Annotated in this window: 18 protein-coding genes; 14 read left to right on the top strand and 4 right to left on the bottom strand. The window is 36.8% G+C overall.

The annotated features are described in order from the left end of the window. Positions 1-531: 531 nt before the first annotated feature. Together C1724_RS02125 and C1724_RS02130 are read right to left on the bottom strand one after the other, a co-directional pair. Positions 532-1,710, bottom strand: coding sequence for a CPBP family glutamic-type intramembrane protease (locus C1724_RS02125; protein WP_102345101.1), 1,179 nt, complete (start codon positions 1,708-1,710; stop codon positions 532-534). 24 nt (positions 1,711-1,734) lie between these two features. After that, the gene (locus C1724_RS02130) at positions 1,735-2,973 is read right to left on the bottom strand and encodes a glycosyltransferase family 2 protein (RefSeq protein WP_102345102.1); all 1,239 of its coding nucleotides are present in this window, start codon (positions 2,971-2,973) and stop codon (positions 1,735-1,737) included. A gap of 698 nt (positions 2,974-3,671) precedes the next feature. On the opposite strand from C1724_RS02130, the gene C1724_RS02135 reads away from it, so the two are divergent. The 14 genes from C1724_RS02135 (at position 3,672) to C1724_RS02200 (ending at position 20,082) form a co-directional block, all read left to right on the top strand. Beyond that, positions 3,672-5,246, top strand: a complete 1,575-nt coding sequence (locus tag C1724_RS02135) for an ABC transporter substrate-binding protein (protein ID WP_102345103.1) — start codon at positions 3,672-3,674, stop codon at positions 5,244-5,246. A gap of 124 nt (positions 5,247-5,370) precedes the next feature. Then, the gene (locus tag C1724_RS02140; protein ID WP_102345104.1) at positions 5,371-6,312 is read left to right on the top strand and encodes an ABC transporter permease; all 942 of its coding nucleotides are present in this window, start codon (positions 5,371-5,373) and stop codon (positions 6,310-6,312) included. 80 nt (positions 6,313-6,392) lie between these two features. Further along, positions 6,393-7,232 (top strand): ABC transporter permease, encoded by an 840-nt coding sequence (locus C1724_RS02145; RefSeq protein ID WP_374703414.1) that lies wholly within the window; start codon positions 6,393-6,395, stop codon positions 7,230-7,232. 26 nt (positions 7,233-7,258) lie between these two features. Then, complete coding sequence (locus C1724_RS02150) at positions 7,259-8,248, top strand: ABC transporter ATP-binding protein (RefSeq protein ID WP_102345106.1); 990 nt, start codon at positions 7,259-7,261, stop codon at positions 8,246-8,248. Beyond that, positions 8,245-9,210, top strand: coding sequence for an ABC transporter ATP-binding protein (locus C1724_RS02155; protein WP_102345107.1), 966 nt, complete (start codon positions 8,245-8,247; stop codon positions 9,208-9,210). The genes C1724_RS02150 and C1724_RS02155 overlap by 4 nt, the downstream gene beginning before the upstream one ends. Before the next feature lie 16 nt (positions 9,211-9,226). Next, entirely contained in the window at positions 9,227-9,892 is a 666-nt protein-coding gene (locus C1724_RS02160) for a DUF1028 domain-containing protein (protein WP_102345108.1), read from the top strand. 60 nt (positions 9,893-9,952) lie between these two features. Then, on the top strand, positions 9,953-12,094 hold the full coding sequence (locus tag C1724_RS02165; protein WP_102345109.1) for a helix-turn-helix domain-containing protein: 2,142 nt from the start codon (positions 9,953-9,955) through the stop codon (positions 12,092-12,094). Between the two features lie 15 nt (positions 12,095-12,109). Beyond that, entirely contained in the window at positions 12,110-13,267 is a 1,158-nt protein-coding gene (locus C1724_RS02170; protein ID WP_102345110.1) for an amidohydrolase, read from the top strand. Between the two features lie 32 nt (positions 13,268-13,299). After that, positions 13,300-14,460: a M20 metallopeptidase family protein gene (locus C1724_RS02175; RefSeq protein ID WP_102345111.1), complete on the top strand. Its 1,161-nt coding sequence runs from the start codon at positions 13,300-13,302 to the stop codon at positions 14,458-14,460. Between the two features lie 253 nt (positions 14,461-14,713). Beyond that, positions 14,714-15,058, top strand: a complete 345-nt coding sequence (locus C1724_RS02180; protein ID WP_102346701.1) for a metal-sensitive transcriptional regulator — start codon at positions 14,714-14,716, stop codon at positions 15,056-15,058. A 142-nt stretch (positions 15,059-15,200) separates the two neighbouring features. Continuing rightward, a complete protein-coding gene (locus tag C1724_RS02185) occupies positions 15,201-17,612 on the top strand; it encodes a heavy metal translocating P-type ATPase (protein WP_102345112.1) in 2,412 nt (803 codons plus the stop codon). Between the two features lie 70 nt (positions 17,613-17,682). After that, a complete protein-coding gene (gene copZ, locus C1724_RS02190; RefSeq protein ID WP_102345113.1) occupies positions 17,683-17,883 on the top strand; it encodes a copper chaperone CopZ in 201 nt (66 codons plus the stop codon). A gap of 265 nt (positions 17,884-18,148) precedes the next feature. Further along, positions 18,149-18,904 carry a GTP cyclohydrolase II gene (locus tag C1724_RS02195; RefSeq protein WP_102345114.1) on the top strand — a complete coding sequence of 252 codons (756 nt, stop codon included), beginning with the start codon at positions 18,149-18,151 and terminating at the stop codon, positions 18,902-18,904. An 83-nt stretch (positions 18,905-18,987) separates the two neighbouring features. After that, positions 18,988-20,082: an FAD-dependent monooxygenase gene (locus C1724_RS02200; protein ID WP_102345115.1), complete on the top strand. Its 1,095-nt coding sequence runs from the start codon at positions 18,988-18,990 to the stop codon at positions 20,080-20,082. Positions 20,083-20,157: 75 nt separating this feature from the next. Here C1724_RS02200 and C1724_RS02205 read toward each other — a convergent pair whose 3' ends face one another. Both C1724_RS02205 and C1724_RS02210 read right to left on the bottom strand, forming a co-directional pair. Beyond that, entirely contained in the window at positions 20,158-21,714 is a 1,557-nt protein-coding gene (locus C1724_RS02205) for a sensor domain-containing diguanylate cyclase (protein ID WP_102345116.1), read from the bottom strand. Between the two features lie 191 nt (positions 21,715-21,905). Continuing rightward, complete coding sequence (locus C1724_RS02210) at positions 21,906-22,910, bottom strand: DUF3231 family protein (protein ID WP_258000260.1); 1,005 nt, start codon at positions 22,908-22,910, stop codon at positions 21,906-21,908. Between the last annotated feature and the right edge of the window lie 96 nt (positions 22,911-23,006).

Here is a 23,006-nt window from a genome sequence, read left to right on the forward strand (position 1 = left end):
ATGAAGGGTTTTCCACGGTACAAAATGGAGTTGAAACCTCTTCATCAGCGGAATGAAGGGTTTTCCACAGTCCAAAATGGAGGAGAAACCTCTTCATCAGCGGAATGAAGGGTTTTCCACAGTATAAAATGGAGGAGAAATCTCTTCATCAGCGGAATGAAGGGTTTTCCACAGTATAAAATGGAGGAGAAACCTCTTCATCGCTGCGATGAAGGGTTTTCTGTAGTCCAAAATGGAGTTGAAACCTCTTCATCAGCGGAATGAAGGGTTTTCTGCAGTCCAAAATGGAGGAGAAACCTCTTCATCGCTGCTATGAAGGGTTTTCCGCAGTACAAATTGGGAAAATTACCTCTTCATCGCGCGAATGAAGGGTTTTCCACGGTACAAAATGGAGTTGAAACCTCTTCATCAGCGGAATGAAGGGTTTTACGTAGGTCAAAATTATTGCAAAATCTCTTCAACTGCGGAATGAAGAGTATTAAAAAGTAAACAAAAGCCTTCATCCAATGATGAAGGCCGCCTTTGTCATTATTAAAATAAAGCATTCCAAATTTTATCGATACCTATAATAAAGAAAATCCACACGCCAACTAATACGTGGGAAAAGGCTGCGCCTAATAGAGATTGTTGCCGTGCATACATCCAGCCCCAAAACAATCCAGGGATAAAAGTTAATAATGCGAAAGTTAAGTTAACATGGGCATGTGCCATTGAAAAAAGAAGATTAGATAAAATAATCGCGATCCAAACCCGTTTTTTAGACGGGGGCAGGAAATTCTGCAGAGCAGATTGTATGCCACTGCGGGTTATAAATTCCTGGATTGGACAAAACAAAGCATAAGCAGATCCATAGATCAGGATTCTCGAATCAATACCTCCTTCTTTCACCATTGACACAATCCGAAAAACTGAATCATTGATGTTAGGATGATGTTGCAATATGATCCATTTGGCGATGGCGATACCGATTAGAAGTGGAATTGTTAAAATAAAGGATTCTAGTAGTACCTTTTTCCAGTTTGCAAGGGTTAGACCAAAAGTGCGTAGTGGATAACCACTTCTAAGAATAAGAATAAACATTACAGATGCAAAAATGGCAAGAATAGTAACAGAGATCCAAGCAGATCCCCACTTAATAACTAAATCAACGAGAAAACGAAAAGATAATGTATAAATGCTAAGGATAAAAAGTATGTAGACAGTAAACATCCCCATAGCGATTCGTGCTTTACTCGTTTCCAGTTCCTTTTTTAGCGTATTAATAGTGAGTTGATTTGTTGAATTTAATTTATTCGAAAGATCCTTTGAGATATTACTTAACAGCTTAATATAAAGGGATTCGTTTTCCTTTCTCTCAATCAGTTGATCAAAGTCAATTTTAACGATCAATGATTTTTCACGAGCTCTAACAGTTGCAGTTCGACCGGTGGACCCTGCGATCAATGCCATTTCACCAGCGCAATCTCCTGCTTGCAATACACCGAGTGAGTAAATTTCTCCGGTTTCTTCGCTGATTTTTAGAACGTCGGCACTACCCTCTTCTATTAAATAAACGCTCTTATCCAACTCTCCCTCTTTAATAAAATCAGTTTGTTCATTATATTCTATTATCTCAGCTATTGAAGATAGTATGGCTAACTCATCATCTGTTAGATTATTAAATAATTTATGTTTGTTCAGGATCGTATAAAGTGAATTTGCAGATTTCAAAGCATGATTCCCCCAAAGTATTAATTACGGTCGTGTAACGTCTTCAATCTGTATTGAGCGGGTATGAATTGTGTGGTTCCAAGATTTATTTCTTGTAGTTAGAAGTGCTATTAATGTAATCGGGAACCAAGTTAATTGGAAAATAGGAAATATGAGCAAGCCTAAAAAAGCCTTCCACTTCTTCTTCTCTAGTGCCATTATTAGAGGGATTTGAAGATAGACGATTATATGGTAAGCCCAGAAGACCCAGAAAGGAACAATCTGATAAACACCAAGCTGCTCGAACACCGATGTTGCGAGATGTAACGAAAGCAACAACGATATGGAGACAACCATTAAAAGTCGGAATGGCTGGAACATATATAGGGCTGCATCGAATATTTTTAAACTTCTTTTTTTAAAAGCCACTTTGATTAGCGGCCACATATATCGATTGGCACAATCGATATGACCGCGCATCCATCGTATTCGTTGATGATAGGAACTCATTAAGGTAACTGGCTTTTCATCATATATAATGGCTTCATTAGCCCATGTAGGGTATATGCCATTAATAATACTTCGGGCTGTGAATTCTACATCCTCAGTTAAGGAGTGGGAATTCCACCCCATTTCTTTTAATAATTTGGCGTCAAAGCACATGCCGGTACCACCCAAGATATTTGCCATGCCAAGATTATAGCGCGCCAACTGCCAGGCACGATTGATATACCAATAACCAATCGCATATGAAATCGATACCCATGAATCATAAGGATTTTTAGTTTCTAGGAATCCTTGTATGATTTTATGGCCTTGGAGTAATTTACGATTCATTTCAGCTAGATAATTGAGACTTACTAGATTATCTGCGTCAAAAATAATAACTGCATCATAGGAACGTTCTTTTTTCCATAGATTCGTAAGCATCCACTCAATTGCATGCCCCTTCCCTTTATTTACGAGGTCTGTACGCTCCATTGGATTAAGTCCGTGCTTTCTCACAATGTCGGCCGTTTTATCAGTACAGTTATCACAAATAACAAAAATGTCGTAAAGATGCGCAGGATAGTCCAGCTGTTTTAAATTTTTCAACAAAGGCTCTATCACCGATTCCTCATTATGTGCCGCAACTACAACAGCGAAAGATTTGCTAGGTGAAGGAGGATTCATTTCTTTCTTTTTATATAGGCCAGCAAAGCCTAAGACGATTTGGTATATACCGATAATCCCAACTACCAATTGGATCAGAACAAACAATATGTTGTACAATTGGTCAAACATAATCGCTTTTACCTCCTAGTGTATCTTCATTAGAGTCATTAAAATTTACCTATTAATAACTTATAAATTGTAGCAAAAATACAAATGAATGGAAATATTAAAAATGATATATTACGAGATAATTTAATGTAATAAAAAAAGTGCTAATTACCGCTGCATTAAATTGTAATACACCGATTATTGCACCTTTTAGATACATCATTTAGAAGTATAATTTCAGGATCCTATCCAAGAGATAGTTGAAGAAAAAATATACGAATCGTGATTTCAATGAAAAATATATAATAGGAATTTCCACTATGATACATTACGGAACTTTCATTCATAATATTACACTAAAGAGGAAAAATAATATAAATTTTCAAATCATATTTCTCTTTATGTATATAACCACAAACTTTGCTTGCAAAGTAAATCGTGAAAACCTACAATCCAATCAAACTGTCAGTATTCAGATCTAGTTGTTGAAAAGAAACAACAAAGCCAATCTCCCTCATTATCATGTTATTCCTCACTTTCCTCAGAACAGAAGGGGAACTTTGACCCATTTATTCTACAATAAATATTTTGTGATTCCTCACAATTTGTGAATAAAAAGTCTGTGAATCTCCACATAGTTTGTCATAATATGTTCAAACTATAATAAAAGTACAATTACTATAAGATTCTGACAAAAATTGACAAAAGGGGGAAACATTTTGAAGAAACTATTAATGCTGACGTCTCTTGCTTTTGTATTAATATTGGGAGCTTGTGGCACTAATTCAACTGAAAATGCCAATGAAGAGACAAAAACTAATGCAAATGAAAGCGCACCTAGTGGTGAACCACAATATGGCGGTACATTAACACTAGCAGATTTATCAGATGGGCAAAGTCTAGATCCACACGTGGTAACAGATGCTGCGTCAATGCGTTATATTGAAAATATGTACAATACATTATTTCGTTATAAAAATGGAACATATGGTGAACTAGAAGGTGATCTTGTAAAGGATTACACTATTTCTGAAGATGGGAAAGTTTACACATTCAATTTACATGAAGGCGTGCTGTTCCACAATGGAGATGAGTTAACGTCTGAAGATGTAAAGTATTCAATTGAACGAATTATTGATAAAGAAGTTCGTGCAGCACAATTTGCATCAATTGAGTCTATTGAGACACCAGCACCTAATACAGTGGTGTTTAATTTATCAGAGCCTGTTGCACCGTTGTTAACGTTTTTAGCTTATCCCGTTAATGCTATCGTAAATCAAACGGTTGTTGAAGAAAACGGTGGAAGTCTTGATAATGCTGATGCTGGTAGTGGACCATTTAAGCTAGTTGAATGGAAAAAGGACCAAGCATTAACACTTGAGAAAAATGAAAATTACTTTAAGGAAGGTAAGCCGTATCTTGATAAAGTGGTATGGCGCTCTATTCCAGATGAAACATCTAGAACAACTGCTTTAAGAAATAAGGAAATTGATATCGTCCTTCAAGTATCACCTAAAGATGTAGCGCTTTTAGGTAAAGAAGAGGGATTAAAGGTTGAATCAGTGACAGGAACATATTGGGAATACCTTGGTTTAAATGTAACTGAAGGTCCATTGGCAGATAAGAAAGTTCGTCAAGCAATTGCATGGGCAATTGATCGCGAAGCGTTAAATAATGTAATTAAATTTGGACAAGCTTCGGTATTAACAAATGGTCCGATCCCACCGGGACATTGGGCGCATAATGAAGAAGCTGTTTATCCGAATCGTGATTTAGAAAAGGCTAAGGCACTTCTTAAAGAAGCTGGTTACGAAAATGGATTAAGTCTAACATTGAAAACTAGTCCAAACAAACCACAAGTTCAAGCAGGACAAGTAATTAAACAGCAATTAGAAGAAGTAGGAATTAACGTTGAATTATTATCACAAGAAAAAAGTGTATTTTTCGAAGCGTTAGGAAAGAAAGATTTTGAAATGGCTGTAGTTGGTTGGGTAGGATTTGTAGATCCAGATGAGTTCTTATACAACATTTTCTACACTGACAAGCTTTATAATCAACAAGGCTATTCAAATAAAGAGCTTGATGCGTTATTAGATCAAGGCCGTACAACAATGGATCAAAACGAACGAGCTGAAATTTATAAAAAAGCTCAAACAATTATTGCTGAAGATGCACCAATGGTATTCTTATATGCTAACCCACAAACATCAGCAATGGTTGAATCAGTACAAGGATTTGATGTAAATCCAACAGTATCTACAATTTCACTTGAAGATACATGGAAACAACAATAATAACATAACGAAACTAGCTCAACAGCTAGTTTCGTTTCATTTCAATTACAATTCTCCAATTTTATCCTAAATTTTATCCTTTTATTTCTTATTATAAACTTCATTGAATGGGGGGACTACTAGAATGGTAATGTATGTGTTAAAAAGAATCCTAGTTTCAATTCCGGTGCTTTTCGGAATTTCCATACTTGCTTTCTTCTTAGTTCGAGTCGTACCAGGTGATACAGTAACTGCTATGCTTGGTTCTAACTATAACGAAGAGCAAGCGGCTATTTTACGTGCACAGCTTGGATTAGATCAACCAGTCATCGTTCAGTATGGAATTTGGATTGGTAATGTAATAACAGGTGATTTTGGTTACTCAAACTTTACGAATCAACCGGTGCTAACTGCAATCATTCAAAGATTACCGGTAACATTAGAGTTAACGGTCTTAAGTGTTCTTTTTGCCGTCGTATTGGCAATTCCACTAGGCATTTTAGCTGCTGTTCGTAGAGGTAGTGGAATTGACTATTCATCAAGTTTTATTGGTATCCTTGGGATCTCAGTTCCTAACTTTTGGTTTGGAACATTGATGATTTTATTATTTTCTTTAGGATTAGGCTGGGTTCCTTCTGGGGGATTTGTACCTCTATCAGAAGGCCTGATTGAAAACTTAAAAACAATGGTGTTACCAAGTATTGCAATGGGAACTACTGTTGCTGCTGTTGCGATGAGAATGACGAGATCATCAATGCTAGAAGTTATTGGCCAGGAGTATATCAAAATGGCAAGAGCTAAAGGTGTTTCAAAGGGTGCGCTTATTTGGAAACATGCACTAAAAAATGCTTTAATTCCTGTCGTAACTGTATTGGGTATTCAGACAGGTTACCTTTTAGGTGGATCGGTTGTTATAGAACAAATCTATTCCCTGCCAGGGATTGGCCAATTAGCACTACAAGCTATCACTAACCGTGATTATGCATTGCTACAAGGTACAATTTTATTTATTGCTGGGGCTTTTGTTGTTATAAATCTACTCGTTGATATTATTTATGGACTCTTAGATCCGAAAATTCGCTATTAATCTAAGAATCTATTAGCATAGTTAAAAATTATTGGTATATGGTCCAACTACGGTACCTAAGTTGAAAGGAGATGTATAAAGTGGGCGAGGTATGGTTTCGATTTCGAAAAAATAAGCTAGCTTTATTCGGCTTTATTGTCATTATGACATTTATCGTTTTGTCGCTAACTGCTCCGTTTGTTTCACCATATGATCCTTATGAGATGAATCCTGGTCAAATGTTAAGCGCACCTTCCGGTGAGCATCTGTTTGGCACGGATCAATTTGGAAGGGATATATTTAGTAGAATTATTTATGGAACTCAAATTTCATTAAAAGTAGGTTTAATTTCTGTTGGGATTTCATTAATTTGCGGTGTGATTATTGGTATCGTTGCTGCCTATTACGGAAGATGGGTGGATGGATTACTCTCAAGAATCACTGATGTAATGTTTGCTTTTCCTGATATCTTACTAGCATTAGTAATCATGGCGATTTTAGGACCTAGCTTAACAAACTTAATGATAGCAATTGGTATCGTGTATACACCAACATTTGCACGGATTGCCAGGGGCTCGGTTCTTCAAATTAAAGATTCCTTATATATAGAAGCAGCTCGGTCAATGGGCGTTAGTAATATAAAAATCATGTTACGTCATATCCTTCCAAATACACTAGCTCCTATTATTGTCCAGGTAACTTTATCTTTTGCGTTTGCGATTCTTTCTGAAGCAGCGCTAAGTTTCTTAGGATTAGGCGTTTCACCTGATACACCTTCATGGGGAATTATGTTAAGTGAGGCGAAGGATTGGATGGAAATGGCTTGGTGGTCAGCGGTATTCCCAGGAATTGCGATTACGTTAGCTGTTTTCAGTTTTAATGTGTTAGGAGACGGAGTTCGTGATGCACTTGATCCAAGATTAAAGAATGAATCAGCTTAAGCATGATTTGAAAGGAGGTTAATCTAATGGAACAAAAAGTACTTGAGGTAAAAAATTTAAAAACCTATTTTAATACGAGAAACGGTTTAGTTAAAGCAGTTGATGGTGTTGATTTTGATGTGAAAAAAGGTGAAATTCTTGCAATAGTGGGCGAGTCAGGTTGTGGGAAAAGTGTAACATCACAATCTATCATGCGGTTAATTGGACAGAAGAAAAGCGAAATCATTAGCGGTGAAGTTCTATATAAAGGTGATAATTTACTAGACAAGTCCGAATCTGAAATGCGAGAGCTGCGCGGTAAAAATATATCAATGATTTTTCAGGATCCTATGACATCATTGAACCCTGTTTACACAGTTGGGGCGCAAATTGCTGAAGTTCCAAGAATCCATGACAAAGCTGATAAAAAATCCGCTTGGAAACGAGCAATTGAAATGATTAAGAAGGTTGGTATTCCATCACCGGAATCACGTGCAACGCAATATCCTCATCAATTTAGTGGTGGGATGCGCCAACGTGGTGTCATTGCAATGTCACTGGCTGGTAATCCTGATTTGTTAATATGTGATGAACCAACAACAGCTCTTGATGTAACGATTCAAGCACAAGTATTAGATTTAATCCGCGACTTACGCGATGAAACGAACGCAGCTATCGTTATGATTACCCACGATTTAGGTGTTGTTGCTGAGCTTTGTGATACTGTTGCGGTTATGTATGCTGGAAAAATTGTAGAGAAAGCATCTGTTGAAGAGTTATTTGCAAATCCACAGCACCCATATACAAAAGGTTTGCTTGCTTCTTTACCAAAACCGGGTTCAAGAGAAAGATTAACGCCGATTGAAGGACAACCGCCAAACCTTCATAACTTACCTCAAGGGTGTCGCTTTGCAGATCGTTGTCCGTTTGTTATGAGTAAATGTCGCGAAAAGCAACCTGAACTAATTGAAAGCAGCTTTAAAAATCATCATGTAGCATGCTGGCTTGAAGAAGAAGAAGTGGAGGAAGTTGTATGAGTACAAAAGAATTAGTACGAATCGAAAACTTAAAAAAGCACTTTACACTTTCTAACGGCTTTCTTTCTCGTAATAAAGCAGTTGTTCAAGCGGTTGATGGCTTAAACTTTTCCATATATGAAGGGGAAACGTTAGGGATTGTTGGTGAGTCGGGTTGTGGTAAATCTACAACTGGTCGTTTATTGCTGCGCTTATTAGATGCATCAGAAGGAAAGGTATACTTTGATGGTAAAGACTTAATGTCTTTATCTAAAGCAGAATTGAAAAATTCTCGTAAAGACTTTCAAATGGTTTTCCAAGATCCATATGCATCATTAAATCCTCGTATGACGGTTAAAGAGCTTATTGAGGAGCCAATGAAGACGCATGGTTTATATAAAGAAAATCGACTTGAAAAAATTAAAGAGCTGTTAAATGCAGTTGGAATACCTGAAAGCTATATGGAGCGCTTTCCACATGAGTTTTCTGGAGGGCAACGTCAGCGGATCGGAATTGCGCGTGCATTAGCTTTAAATCCAAAATTTATCGTTGCAGATGAGCCAGTTGCTGCACTTGACGTGTCCATTCAAGCTCAAATTATTAACTTAATGGTTGATCTGCAAGAAAAATACGGATTTACGTATCTATTCATTGCTCATGACTTAAGCGTTGTTCAATATATAAGTGATCGTGTTGGGGTTATGTATCTTGGTCAAATGGTCGAGTTAGCTGAAAGCGATGAACTGTATGATAATCCACTTCATCCGTATACAAAAGCTTTGTTATCGGCTATTCCTGTTCCAGATCCAACGCGAAAAAGTGAACGAATTCCATTAAAAGGTGAAATTCCTAGTCCGGTTAATCCGCCATCTGGCTGTCGTTTCCACACACGTTGTCCAATTGCAACAGAAAAGTGTAAACAAGAAGTACCAGCTTTCCGTGAAGTGCAACCAGGTCATTTTGTCGCATGTCATGAAGTATAAGGAGGGGGATGTATTGATGAAATTAAACACTTTTTCAATTATCGCCCGTTGTCCAGATACAGGCCACTTAGGTGCAGCAGTTGCAACCTGTTTTCCGGGAGTAGGTGCGCATTCGCCGCATATAGAAGCGGATGTTGGAATTATCGTAACTCAAGGTTGGGTAAATCCAATGTTAGGAAAGAAAGGATTACAATTGCTAAAGTCAGGGAAAACTGCTAATGAAACGTTAAATAGACTCATGCTGAATGATCCGGGTAGGGAGTTAAGGCAAATTGCAGTCCTTGATTATTATGGAAATACAGCCGCATACACTGGAATCGAAAATGATGAATACAAAGGTCATATTATCGGGAGAAATTGCTCTGTACAAGGCAATCTTCTAACAAGTCCTGCTGTATTGGAAGCAATGTTAGAAACGTTTGAATTTACAGAAGGATTGTTAGAAAATCGACTTTTAGCCGCATTGGAAGCAGGACAAGCAGCCGGTGGTGATAAGCGCGGAAAGCAATCGGCTGTTATAAAAGTTGAGGCAATAGACGGTTTTCCCTATGTGGATTTTCGCGTGGATGATCATGATAATCCTATTGGAGAATTAAGAAGAATCTATGAGAAGAATAAACATATTTTAATTGATCGTTATCATGAGTGGGTAGACGCTGTAAAAGAAGGCAATAAATTATAATTCATTCGAATGTAAAACGTAACACCAACGTAAAATTAGGTTTTCTTCAGAGGTGTATGAATGAAAGAAACAGCACTAGCTTCTATAGCAACAAAATTTAATCAAGATGGGATATCGATATGGTTAAATGAGGATGAAACAATTTCATGTATCTCTGAATGGAACGGCTGTCCTGATATATATCAGGACGTTGTTCATTTTTTTCAGAAAGACAAAAAAGAACTTCAATTAGAAAACTCCCATCTCTTCAAAGTTCATGATTTTGTTATTGCTTTGCACGGTAAAACAAAAATAAATCGCTATGAGACTTTTCATTACCTAAATGAATGGTATCCATGGATAAATACTTTGGTTGAATTAGAAAAAAATATTCAGCGTGAAAAATCACTGCATTTGCTAATGGATGTTGCACATACGATTGCCTCATCCTTACAAAATGAAGATATTTTAAAAATAATCATAGAATCTGCTGTCAAAACAATCCCTAACGCTGATACGGGATTTCTATTTTTATATGACAAAAAAATTAATAAGCTGCTTGTCAAATCTGCAGTGGGCTTTAAAGAAGAAAGCTATAAGAGAACCCGGCTTGTACCAGGTGAAGGTGTCACTGGTAAAGTATTTAGTAGTAGAAAATCAATCATGATCAACGATAAAAAGAAAATTTCTGATGAGATGGCCAATATGTCTAGCCAAAACTTTAGCCATTATATTAATTCTACAATGCTGGGTGAATTCCCAAATAGCATGATGTCCGCCCCGCTAATCTTTAAAGAAGAAGTTATCGGGGTTTTAACTATAGATAGCTTTACTAAACAAGCGAAATTTACGAACGAAGATCTGCAGATTCTAGAAGCGCTTGCTGATCATGTGGCAGTTGCAATTATGCAGTCTGAACTTTTTCAAAAAGAACGTAAATACCGTGAAGAACTACAGTTAACACATGTAGCTTTACGACATGAGCATGAACAACTACAACGTACAACTGACCTTCATAACCGTCTGACGAATATTGCAGCACAAGGTGAGGGGATTGAAGCGATCGTTAAAACGTTAGATGCTATGGTTGAAGTTCCTTTTGCCATTTATGATAGCTTATTAAAACCGCTTTATGTTTCAGATCAAGTTGAACAGAAACGGCGACGTCCCCCAACCAATTTTTTTAAACATCCTGCTATCAAAAAATTGTTAAGCACAAAAAAGTGGCAAAAGATAGATTTAACGGAAAAAGAAATGCTTATCGTGTTTCCGATTGTAGGTGCTGAAACAATATTAGGTTTTTTATTAATTTGGACTGACAGTGAAGAATTACTAGGCAGTAATAGTGTTTTGTTTGAATATGGCGCAACTGTTTTAGCTTTAGAGTGGACTAAACAAGAAGCCATCCGTGAAGTGCAAGAGCGGATTAAGGGTGAGTTTTTTGAAGAAGTTCTTTCAGGGCACACGAATGTTCAGTTATATGAGCAAGCCAAAAATTTAGGGCTTAAGCCTGATGATTATTATACGGTCATACTATGTCAACGAAAATCAGGGGGACGTGGAGCCAGTCACACACCCTATATCGTTGGAATGGAACGGCAAAGATGGGTTGACCACTTAGAAAATATATTAACAGAGCATAGCTTACCAGGGTTAGTGTTTCAACGTGGTTCGATGGTTGTTGGCATTGTATCATTCTCTGCCAAAAAGCCAAAAAGCGATGCTAGAAAAATCATTAAAGACTTGTTGCCTAAATTAGAAAAGTTGCCTGAAAAAGTACAAATCGGGATAGGGCGTGTTCATAAAGGATTATTAAACTTCAAAAAATCATATACGGATGCAGAACAATGTTTAAAGGTTTTAGATAGCACGCGGGATAGAGGTGTTCTTAGTTATGCAGAAATGGGGGTATATCGATTCTTTCTCCAGCACGACCGTGAGGAGCTGCGTTTCTTTTTAATGGATATACTAGGACCATTAATAAACTATGATCAGCGTAAAAAAAGTACGCTTTTAGAAACATTGATTATGTATGTAAAGTTTGATAAAGAAATCAATAAACTAACGGCAGAATTAAATATTCATTATAACACACTCTATTATCGTATAAATAGAATCCAAGAGATATTAGCAGTCTCGTTTGATAATCATGATGATTGGTTTAATATACAGCTTGCATGTCAGGTCTATGAATACTTAGAAGGTTCGACTGAAAATAAATAACAAGGAATGGATTATATGTACGCAATTACGAATGCAAAAATACTTACAATTTCAGGTTCTGTTATTGAAAATGGAATCGTTCTAATAAAAGACGGCAAAATAGCTTTCGTTGGAAAGCAAAAAGAGTGTCAAGAACCTCTTGACTCGTATAAGGTAATCGATGGAGGTGGTCGGCTTGTGACACCAGGTATCATTGATGCCCATACACACCTTGGCATTGATGAAGAAGGGATTGGCTGGGAAGGGGACGATTATAATGAGTCTTCCGAATCTGTTACCCCACATATGAGAGCCATCGATGGAATTAATCCATACGATCGCGGATTTCATGATGCCGTCCAAGCTGGAATTACCTCTGTGCAAGTGATGCCAGGAAGCGCAAATGTAATCGGTGGTTTAATGGCATGTATAAAAGTTAAACCAAATCGCACCGTTGAAGAATTAATTATTCGTAATCCATCTGGCTTAAAGATTGCCCTTGGTGAAAATCCAAAGAAATTCCATGGAAAAAATGGCAGAGCGCCGCAAACAAGAATGGGTGTTGCTGCATTATTACGTGAGCAATTTTCAAAAGCAAGAACATATATTGAAAAACGAGAAAATGGTAAGTGTGACTTTGATTTGCGAATGGAAGCATTAGCGCTTGCATTAAAAAAGGAAATTCCAGTACGTGCCCATGCACATCGTGCAGATGATATTATGACAGCAGTTCGTATTGCGAAAGAGTTTGATCTTAATTTAAGCATTGAACACGCGACTGACGGTCGTAAAGTTGCAAAATACCTCGCAGATGCCGGTGTTCTTGTATCAGTTGGGCCTACACTGTCAAGTAAAAGTAAAGTAGAGCTAAAAGATAGCAGCTGGGAAACATATCGTGTCATGGCAGAAGAGGGAATTGATTTTGCGATGATAACCGATCATCCAGTTATCCCAATTCAAGATTTACTTACTTCGGCTAATAAAGCAGTAAAAGCAGGTCTAAGTGAAGAAATAGCATGGAGAAGCCTAACAATTAATCCTGCTACAAACTTAGGATTGCAAAATCGCATTGGTTCAATTGAAGTGGGCAAGGATGCAGATATCGTAATTTGGGACAATGATCCAATTATGAAAAATGGCCAAGCATTAGTAACTTTTGTAGACGGAGAAATCATCTACCAATCTGCTAAATAGAGATTATATACACATAGGAGATGGAGATTGGCATGTTAAAAGAAGCATGTGAACAAATAACTGAACAACTAATTAAGTGGAGAAGAGAGTTCCATCAATATCCGGAGTTATCCTTTGAAGAAAAGCATACTTCTAAATTGATAGCAGCTTTTTTAAAAGAACGTGGCTTAAAAGTGACTGAAAATGTATTTGGCTACGGTATCATAGCAGATTTAGAGGGGAATTTTCCTGGCCCAACAGTTGCTTTAAGAGCTGATATGGATGCCTTACCAATCGTTGAACAAACGAATCTTCCGTTTGCATCTAAACATAACGGTGTGATGCATGCCTGTGGACATGACGGTCATATGGCTGCACTCATGGGGGCGGTCGAGATTTTATCGAAACGTAAAGATAAAATAAAAGGGAAAATTCGCTTTATATTCCAACCAGGAGAAGAATTGACTCCAGGTGGAGCAAAAGGAATGATAGAAGCTGGGGCATTAGCAGGAGTTGATGTAATTTATGGACTTCATCTATGGTCTGAGCTGCCAACAGGTACGTTTCATACTACATTGGGTCCAATGATGGCTGCATCAGATAAATTCACAATTGAAATTAACGGAAAAGGTGGACATGGTGGACTGCCACATAAAACGGTTGATTCACTTGTCATTGCATCACAGCTCGTAACGCTTGCGCAACAAATTGTAAGCCGTAAAATAGATCCTATAGAATCTGGTGTCCTAACGTTCGGGAAGTTACATTCAGGGACTGCATTTAATGTAATTGCTGATAAAGCTGTGATTGAAGGAACAGCAAGAAGTTTTGCGCCTCAAGTTCGGGATCAGCTACAAATAGATCTTGAAAAATTGGCACACTCAATCACTGACTTAAATGGTGCTGATGTTGATGTCCGCTATGAGCGCGGCTATCCACCGCTAATTAATCACAAGAATGAGGCGCTAACATTTATGGAAGCTGCTAAATCTGTATTTGGTGAAGAAAATACGTACATCATGCCACCTAATATGGCTGGCGAGGACTTCGCGTATTATTTAGAGAAAGTGCCAGGCTCTTTTTGCTTTGTAGGTGCGGCGCCAATGGATAAATCGATTTTTCCTCATCATCACCCTAAGTTTGATTTTGAAGAAAAATCATTGCCAATTGCAACAGAATTGCTATGTCAAATTGCTTTGAATTATACTAGTTAAAGTTATTGAATGAAGAATTTAAGTACCTGAGTACTGTAGCGTCAATTTTATACGCTATGGAACTCAGGTACTTTTTTAATTATAATGAATCTGAACTATTTCAATTTTATTTTCAGATTTTGTAAATATATTTGCATGTTATAAAGTTTTATTTGCGAGTTGAGCTGGTTTTTTTGCAGCTTTAAGAATTATCACAAAAACGGGCTTGATATAGGGTAGTAGGGTATGCTATTATCAAAATATGAAAAAGGAGATGATTAATTTGGACCCTTTCAATGAAACAAATGTCGAGTGTGAAAATGAAACGTGCTGTAACGAAAGACATAGTCATCATTCAGATAAAACAAAAAAGAACTTAGTTACTCGTCTTAATCGTATTGAAGGTCAAATTCGCGGTATTAAAGGCATGATTGAAAAGGATGTTTATTGTGATGATGTTTTAAATCAAATAGCTGCCGTTCAATCAGCACTTAATGGTGTAGGGAAAATGCTACTTGAAGGCCATATGAAAAGCTGTGTAATTGAGCGCATTCAGGCTGGTGAAGATGAAGTTATAGATGAATTATTAACTACTATTACAAAATTGATGAAAAAATAAATCATCATATAATAGGGCATATATAGGTTAAAAAAATATGCTCAACTTTTTTAATATCTATTATAGGATAGGTGGGTATAGTAATTTGTAAAGTCTATTGAAAATCATGGTAAATAGAAAAACTAAATTGAGGTGAACATTCATGTCTCAAGCTAAGCAATCAACGATTCAAATAACTGGGATGACATGTGCAGCTTGTGCTAACCGCGTTGAAAAAGGACTTAGTAAAATGGAAGGCATTCAAGAGGCAAACGTAAACTTTGCATTAGAAAGAGCAACGGTAACCTTTGATCCAGAGCTAACGAATATTGCTGCAATGGAAGAAAAGATCGAAAAGCTAGGGTATGGAACGGTAAAGGAATCAACTGATTTCATCATTACGGGGATGACATGTGCAGCCTGTTCGGCTCGCATTGAAAAGGGTTTAAATAAATTAAGCGGTGTGTCAAATGCAACTGTGATTTTAGCACTTGAAACAGCACATGTTGAATACGCTTCAGGAGAAGTTTCTGTTGAGGACATAATAAAAAAGGTTAGGGCACTTGGATATGATGCAGCTATAAAGACTGACGATACAAATAATGACTCAGATCACCGTACTAAAGAGATCAGTAAGCAAAAGAAGAAGTTTATTCTATCAGCTGTATTATCACTCCCACTATTATGGGCGATGGTTACACACTTTACGTTTACATCATTCATCTGGGTTCCTGATATATTTATGGATCCGTGGTTTCAATTTGCATTAGCCACTCCAGTACAATTTTATATAGGAAAACAGTTTTATGTAGGTGCATATAAAGCACTTAAAAATGGAAGTGCCAATATGGATGTACTTGTTGCATTGGGAACATCTGCAGCTTATTTCTATAGCTTGTATCAAACGCTGGTGGCGATAGGTAATGAACACCATATGGTTGAGTTATACTACGAAACTAGTGCAGTTTTGATTACGCTAATTTTACTTGGTAAGCTGTTCGAGGTACTTGCAAAAGGCCGCACGTCTGAAGCCATTAAAACATTAATGGGTCTTCAGGCCAAAACAGCCACAGTTATTCGAGATGGTCAAGAAATGACAATTGCAATTGAAGAAGTGATAGTAAGTGATATTGTAATCGTTAAACCAGGCGAAAAAATTCCAGTTGATGGTGAAGTCATTGAAGGTGAATCTACAATCGATGAATCGATGCTGACCGGTGAAAGCATTCCTGTAGATAAAACAATAGGTGATAGCGTGTTTGGGGCAACCATTAATAAAAATGGATTATTGAAAGTTAAAGCAACTAAAATTGGCAAGGAAACAGCGCTTGCGCAAATCATTAAAGTGGTTGAGGATGCGCAAGGCTCAAAGGCACCGATTCAACGGGTGGCGGACAAAATTTCAGGGGTATTTGTACCAATTGTTGTTGGGATTGCAGTAATCGTATTTCTAGTTTGGTTCTTGTGGGTAACCCCAGGTGACTTTGCTAATTCTTTGGAGAAACTAATCGCAGTATTAGTCATCGCCTGTCCTTGTGCGCTTGGTTTAGCTACGCCAACTTCTATAATGGCTGGATCTGGTCGTGCTGCTGAATTAGGGATCCTTTTTAAAGGAGGAGAACACCTAGAAGGAACACACAAAATCGATGCGATCATCCTTGACAAAACAGGGACTGTTACAAAGGGAAAACCAGAATTAACAGATGTTATTATTGACAATTTTGATGAAATGGAGTTTTTAACACTAGTTGGTAGTGCTGAAAACAACTCAGAACATCCACTTGCTGAAGCCATTGTAGCGGGTATAAAAGAAAAAGGCATCCAGTTAAGTAGAACATATCAATTTGAGACTATACCCGGTTATGGTATCCGTGCAGTTGTTGATGGTAAAGAATTGTATATTGGGACACGACGCTTAATGGCTCAACAAGACATTCATATTGGAACTATTGATGAAAAAATGAATCAACTAGAATCCAATGGAAAAACAGCCATGTTAGTTGCCATTGATGGCGCATATGCAGGTATGGTTGCAGTAGCAGATACGATTAAAGAGACATCTAAAGCGGCCGTTGCTCGTCTGAAAGATACGGGCATTGAGGTTATTATGATTACTGGTGATAACGAGCGCACGGCCAAAGCGATTGCGAGTCAAGTTGGAATCGAACATGTCCGGGCAGAAATTCTTCCTGAAGGTAAAGCTGAAGAAGTGAAAAAACTTCAACAAGCGGGTAAAAAAGTGGCGATGGTCGGCGATGGAATTAATGATGCACCTGCATTAGCAACTGCAGATATTGGAATGGCAATTGGAACAGGTACAGATGTTGCAATGGAAGCAGCTGATGTTACATTGATGCGCGGCGACTTAGAAAGCATTCCTGATGCTATTTTAATGAGTCGAAAAACAATGAAAAATATTAAGCAAAATTTATTTTGGGCCCTTGCGTATAATTCCTTGGGAATTCCAGTTGCAGCAATTGGTTTATTGGCACCATGGGTTGCGGGTGCAGCTATGGCATTAAGCTCTGTATCGGTTGTATTAAATGCATTACGATTACAAAAAGCTAAAATATAATAGGATGGGGGAGTATCCTCCTTTGACCTTTTATATATAAAATTTTAATAAAAAGATTGGAGAGGTTATCATGAAAACTGAAACATTAACAGTAGAAGGCATGTCTTGTGGACATTGTGTAAATGCAGTTGAGTCATCTTTAAAGGAAATTGGCGTTGTAGCAAAGGTTGACTTAGGAGCTAAAACAGTAACAGTATCATATGACGAATCAAAGGTTTCTCTTGATAAAATTAAAGAAACAATCGATGATCAAGGATATGATGTAAAATAAATAGAAATACCAAAGTGAAGGGTAACAATGCCTTTCACTTTTTTTAGTATAATGTAATACTTTTTTCTTGAACAAACTACTATGAACTTGTTAACATTTATAATACAATTATTCATATAGGGAAACATACTGTGGATTACAATTATTCTGATAAATATTAATAAAGAAAGCACGAGCAATTGTTATATAAGTAAAATATTACAAAGCTTTATCGTCGCATGTAATTGAACGTATAGTAAAAACTAATAAAAAAAAGGAGTGCGCTATGTATCAGACGAAATTAGATTCTAAAGTTCTCTCTGTTCTAGAGGATAAAATACAATTAATTAAAACAGGGAAAGGTGCAATTTACTTAGTTGGTCCAATTCGTCTTCCCGTTAATTTGTTTGACGAAACGGTTGTTTTTAAATGGTATTGCTGGCTAAACTGTAACGAAGTGACAGAGGATTTTGAAAAGATTATTGAAAAATTATCATCAGTTAACTTAGCGGAATACCAACAATCAAGCGTCTTAGTGTATGGAGATTTTGAATATGCTGAGGATGCAATTATCAGAATGCATTCAATCTGCCATACTGGAGATATATTTGGTAGTAAGCGATGTGACTGTGGTTATCAATTAAAACAGTCAATGAAGATGATTACTGAACACGGTACAGGTGCTTTATTTTATTTGGCTAACCATGAAGGAAGAGGAATTGGGCTATTTAGTAAAGCGATGGCATATGTTCTTCAGGAAAACGGCTATGATACCGTTGAAGCAAATCAAGGTCTTGGATTTGTAGATGATGCTAGAAATTATGATGATGCAATGTTAGTTCTAAAGGCATTGCGTTCAAAACCTGTTACACTTATGACAAATAATCCTAAAAAATTAAGTGCATTAAAAAGTGCAGGATTAGAATTATCTGGAAGACAGCCACTATGGGGTGATGTTTCCGAATATAACCAAAAGTATTTACAAACGAAAATAAACAAATCTGGTCACCTTGAGGATGAAGGAACTTGTCCAGTAGACTAAGGCGTAAGAATTAGACCAGAAAATCTAGACTGTTTGAAAATGCAAAGTATAATAGCACCTAGTTGAAAAAGAAGGTATGGATAATGAAATATAAAACGAATGTATGTATTGTTGGAGGTGGGCCAGCTGGGGCTTTTCTTGGTTATTTACTAGCTAAGAACGGAATATCTACAATTATTATTGAACGTGCGTCTAGAAATGATCGAGAATTTAGAGGCGAACATATTAATTCGGAAACAGAGGACCTACTAAAAGAACATGGCTTGTACGAAAAGGTTGAGGAACATGGCCTTCTTAAAATGGAAAAGCTTGAATACTTTGTTGGAAATGAGATTGTAAAAACGATCAAACCAACTTTTCCCGATGATCATGTAGGCATCCATGTTCCACAGCCTCACCTTCTAAATGTTTTAATTGAAGAATCAGAGCGGTATAACAATTACCAACATATCTTTAACGCAGCTGTGATAAATTTGATCCAAGATGTGGAAGGGCGCTATACAGGTATTAAAGCGAAAAAGGATGGAGAGGAATTTGTCATAACCTGCTCCATAATAGTGGGTGCAGATGGTCGATATTCCACTGTTAGAAAGCTTGCAGAAATCCCTGTGGTACAAAAAAGTCATGGATATGATGTATTATGGGCAAAAATACCAGCCCCATCAAATTGGGAGCCGACTACGAGAATGTTGCTTGTTAATGGTCATCAGCTTGCTTTATTTACCCAAACAGGCGGATATATTCAAATAGGATGGAATATTGAGGAAGGATCCTTTCCATCACTACGAAAGACTGCATTATTAGAATTTCTAACACCATTGTTAGAGCTCTGTCCGCATTTGAGAAAGATCGTTTTGCAGCATCTTCATACTTGGGAAGATTTTGTCTTACTTAAAGTTCATAGCTCGCTTTCTGAGACATGGGTTAAAGATGGATTAGTACTAATAGGGGATGCCGCACATACAATGACCCCTACTGCTGCAATTGGAATTAATTGTGCTTTAAAGGACGCATATGTTTTAACACCAATTATAACAGCAGCGATTCGTGAAAATGACCTTCGTGCGGAACGATTGAAACTCTTTGAGGAACAAAGAAGAGCTGAAATTGAACGCCTACAACAATTGCAGCTAGAAAAAGAGACGTTGTTCTCGGAAAACTTTGTACTAAGTAATTAACGCTGAAACCAGATTAATTAAATAAACAACCTGTACTGGACTTAGTTATACAATCCGATACAGGTTGTTTGTTGTTTATTCATATATGGTAGTTTTATTCCTTCCGCCATTCTTAGATAGATAGAGTGCGGAATCCGCTCTACTAATGACAGATTGTGGTGACTCATCTTGTACTTGATAACATGAAATTCCTAATGAAACAGTGATATATTGCCCAGACGGGCTTGGTGTTTGAGCAATGGTTGTTCGCAATCGTTCTGCTAAAATGAAAGCATCTTTAACATCATTAGTTTTTAGGAGAATTGCAAACTCTTCACCGCCATATCGGTAACATAAGTCTTCTTCCCTCGTTACTTCTACCATTTTATTTGCAAGAAATCTTAATACATCATCACCGACTAGGTGGCCATATTGATCATTGACATTTTTAAAGTGATCTATATCAAGCATAATTAAAGAAAATGGTTGTTGATTAAGGGCCCACTTTTTTATTTCTAAATCAAAGGCTCTACGGTTAGATAATCCTGTAAGACCATCTTGATGAATTTGATTGGTTAATAGCTGAAAGTGCCTTTGTATATGGTGACATAGTTGTCGAACCTCATATATATACGATTTTAATTCTAGGCGATGAATCGACTGAGCTTCTTTTTTAGATAATATGGCTTCTTCTGAAAATCGTGCTAACGTATTAATCGGCTTAGAAAGATTATTTGTAAATAACCAAGCAAGTATCAAAATTAACAATAATAATGGAAGCGACTGAGCAATGATATTGTGTGTTAGGCTGCGAAGAGGAGTTTCTATCACTGAAGTTGGCGTTTGGGCAATAATGCCCCAGCCTGTTTGCTCTACATATGCATATCCAGAGAAATATTCATGCCCTCTACTATTGATAATTTGTGCTGCACCGTTTTCACCCTGCATTACGCTTTTTACAAGTGGGTGGTAAGCAATCGACTCATTAATTCGACTAGAATCCGGATGGTAAATGATCCGCCCTAATCGATCAACTACAAAAACAGAGGATTCATCTAAAAAGTCGTGATTCTCAAGAATTCTTTTAAGTGAATTATTGCTTTCAAGATAGATCGTTCCATCTACAACACCTTTATAGTTGCCACTCGTATCAAATATAGGGAAAGAAATAAGTACAACTAAGTTTCCTGTTTGTGCTAAATATGGATCTGATATAAAAGATTTCTTATTTTTAAGAGCCTGTTTCATTAAATCCGAGGTGATTTTCGTACCAGGTCTTACCCCACCTGGATTATTAGGCACTGCCTGAGGACTCATTAATTGAACGACACCATTAGTATCAGTTGTAAATATCGAATTAAAATAGCTGCTATTGGCAGACTTCCAATCATCCAAATCAGACTGACTAAATTCCCGTTCCCAAATTATTCGCGCTAAAGTGCTAAGGTTTTGTTGCATATCATAAAGTAAATCACTAGTACTTAATGATACTTTCTTTGCGTAACGATAGTTACTTTCAAGATGATTTTCAGTTAAATTACTTTTTAGCGCTTGAACCGATAAATACCAATTTATAATCGTCGTGCTGCAGGTAATAAACACTACTAGTAAGCCTATCGCAAAATTTAGTTTTATCCCTTTTTTTATTGACATAACCATGTCCCCCTTTTTGCGATAGTAAGTAAAATTACCTACTATAGTATTATTTTAACAATAATAATTTAGGATTAATAGTAGTATATACCTATTTAATTTTGGGGTATTATGGATTTTTTGCATAAAAAAAGCCACTCACCTCCATTAATCCATCTTTAGGAGGTAAAGTGGCTTGCTTTGTGAGATATTTACTTTGAAGTAAGACGATCTCTATCGGCGGCTTCTGGAGGCTGCTCCATCCAGCCATGATCAATACCTATATTCATTCCATCTTCGAGATAGAGACCAACATCTGTTAAGAAACGAATATACATAGCACTAATATCACGGCGCCCATTTAAGGACATACCATTCGCATAAGATCTTATTTTCATCGAAAACATATCTATCTTATGATATAGCATTAATTTATCTGAAAAAGGTGCTTCTGTCGAAGTACTTACTAAATGATCAAGCAATGGATGTGAAGGTAAATTTTCTTTATGAAGATGCTGTGAGCATATTTCTACATGCTTATGGGTAAGTTCCTTTCCTCTAATAAAGTACTGTTTTACTTTTTCATCTTTAGCCGTCTGACTGAAAGCAATTAGCAACGCTTTGCTTGTTGAATCATTTTCAATATTGTCATGAAGATGCGCAATTTCGAGACCATGCAGTGGTCTAACATTTCCAAAAAATCCATTTAAATAACTTTGTTTTTGGACAAACTTTACTTTTTCGGGTATAGGTATAGGCGGAGATTTCATTAAATAACCTTTTTGGTCTAAAGTCTCATTTACATCATTTAAGAGCTGTACTGTAGCTTGAACAACATCTACAAAGAATTTCTTTACATCTTCTCTAGTTACCAATGGAACCGCAACAGAATAAATACTCATACCAGCTTTTCCAAGATACTTCAAATAATGAAGATAAAATTCATCTGAAAAAAGTTTTGGAGCATTTAAGTTTACATCATGTTCACTAAAACCAGCTGGAATTGGAAAACCTTCTTTGATAAACATCTCTTTTATTGATTTTACAAATTTCTCACTTAGCTGCAGAGCATTCTCAAGAACTTTTTTTATGTCCTGGTCTTCGACACATCTTAAATAATAACTAAGGATACATGTTGACATTGTGTTTCCGATATAAATGGCCCATAGTTTGCCCATTTCGGATGATGTTAGGTTTGGTGATGTATTGTTAGTCAAAGGCTCAACATTCCTTTTCCAAATTTTTTAATAGTTTATCCTGAACATTTGAAAGTATACCGATAACCAAGCAGCACTTAGTTTATTAAATTGAAT

Source organism: Bacillus sp. Marseille-P3661, from assembly GCF_900240995.1.
Lineage (GTDB): Bacteria > Bacillota > Bacilli > Bacillales > Bacillaceae_J > OESV01.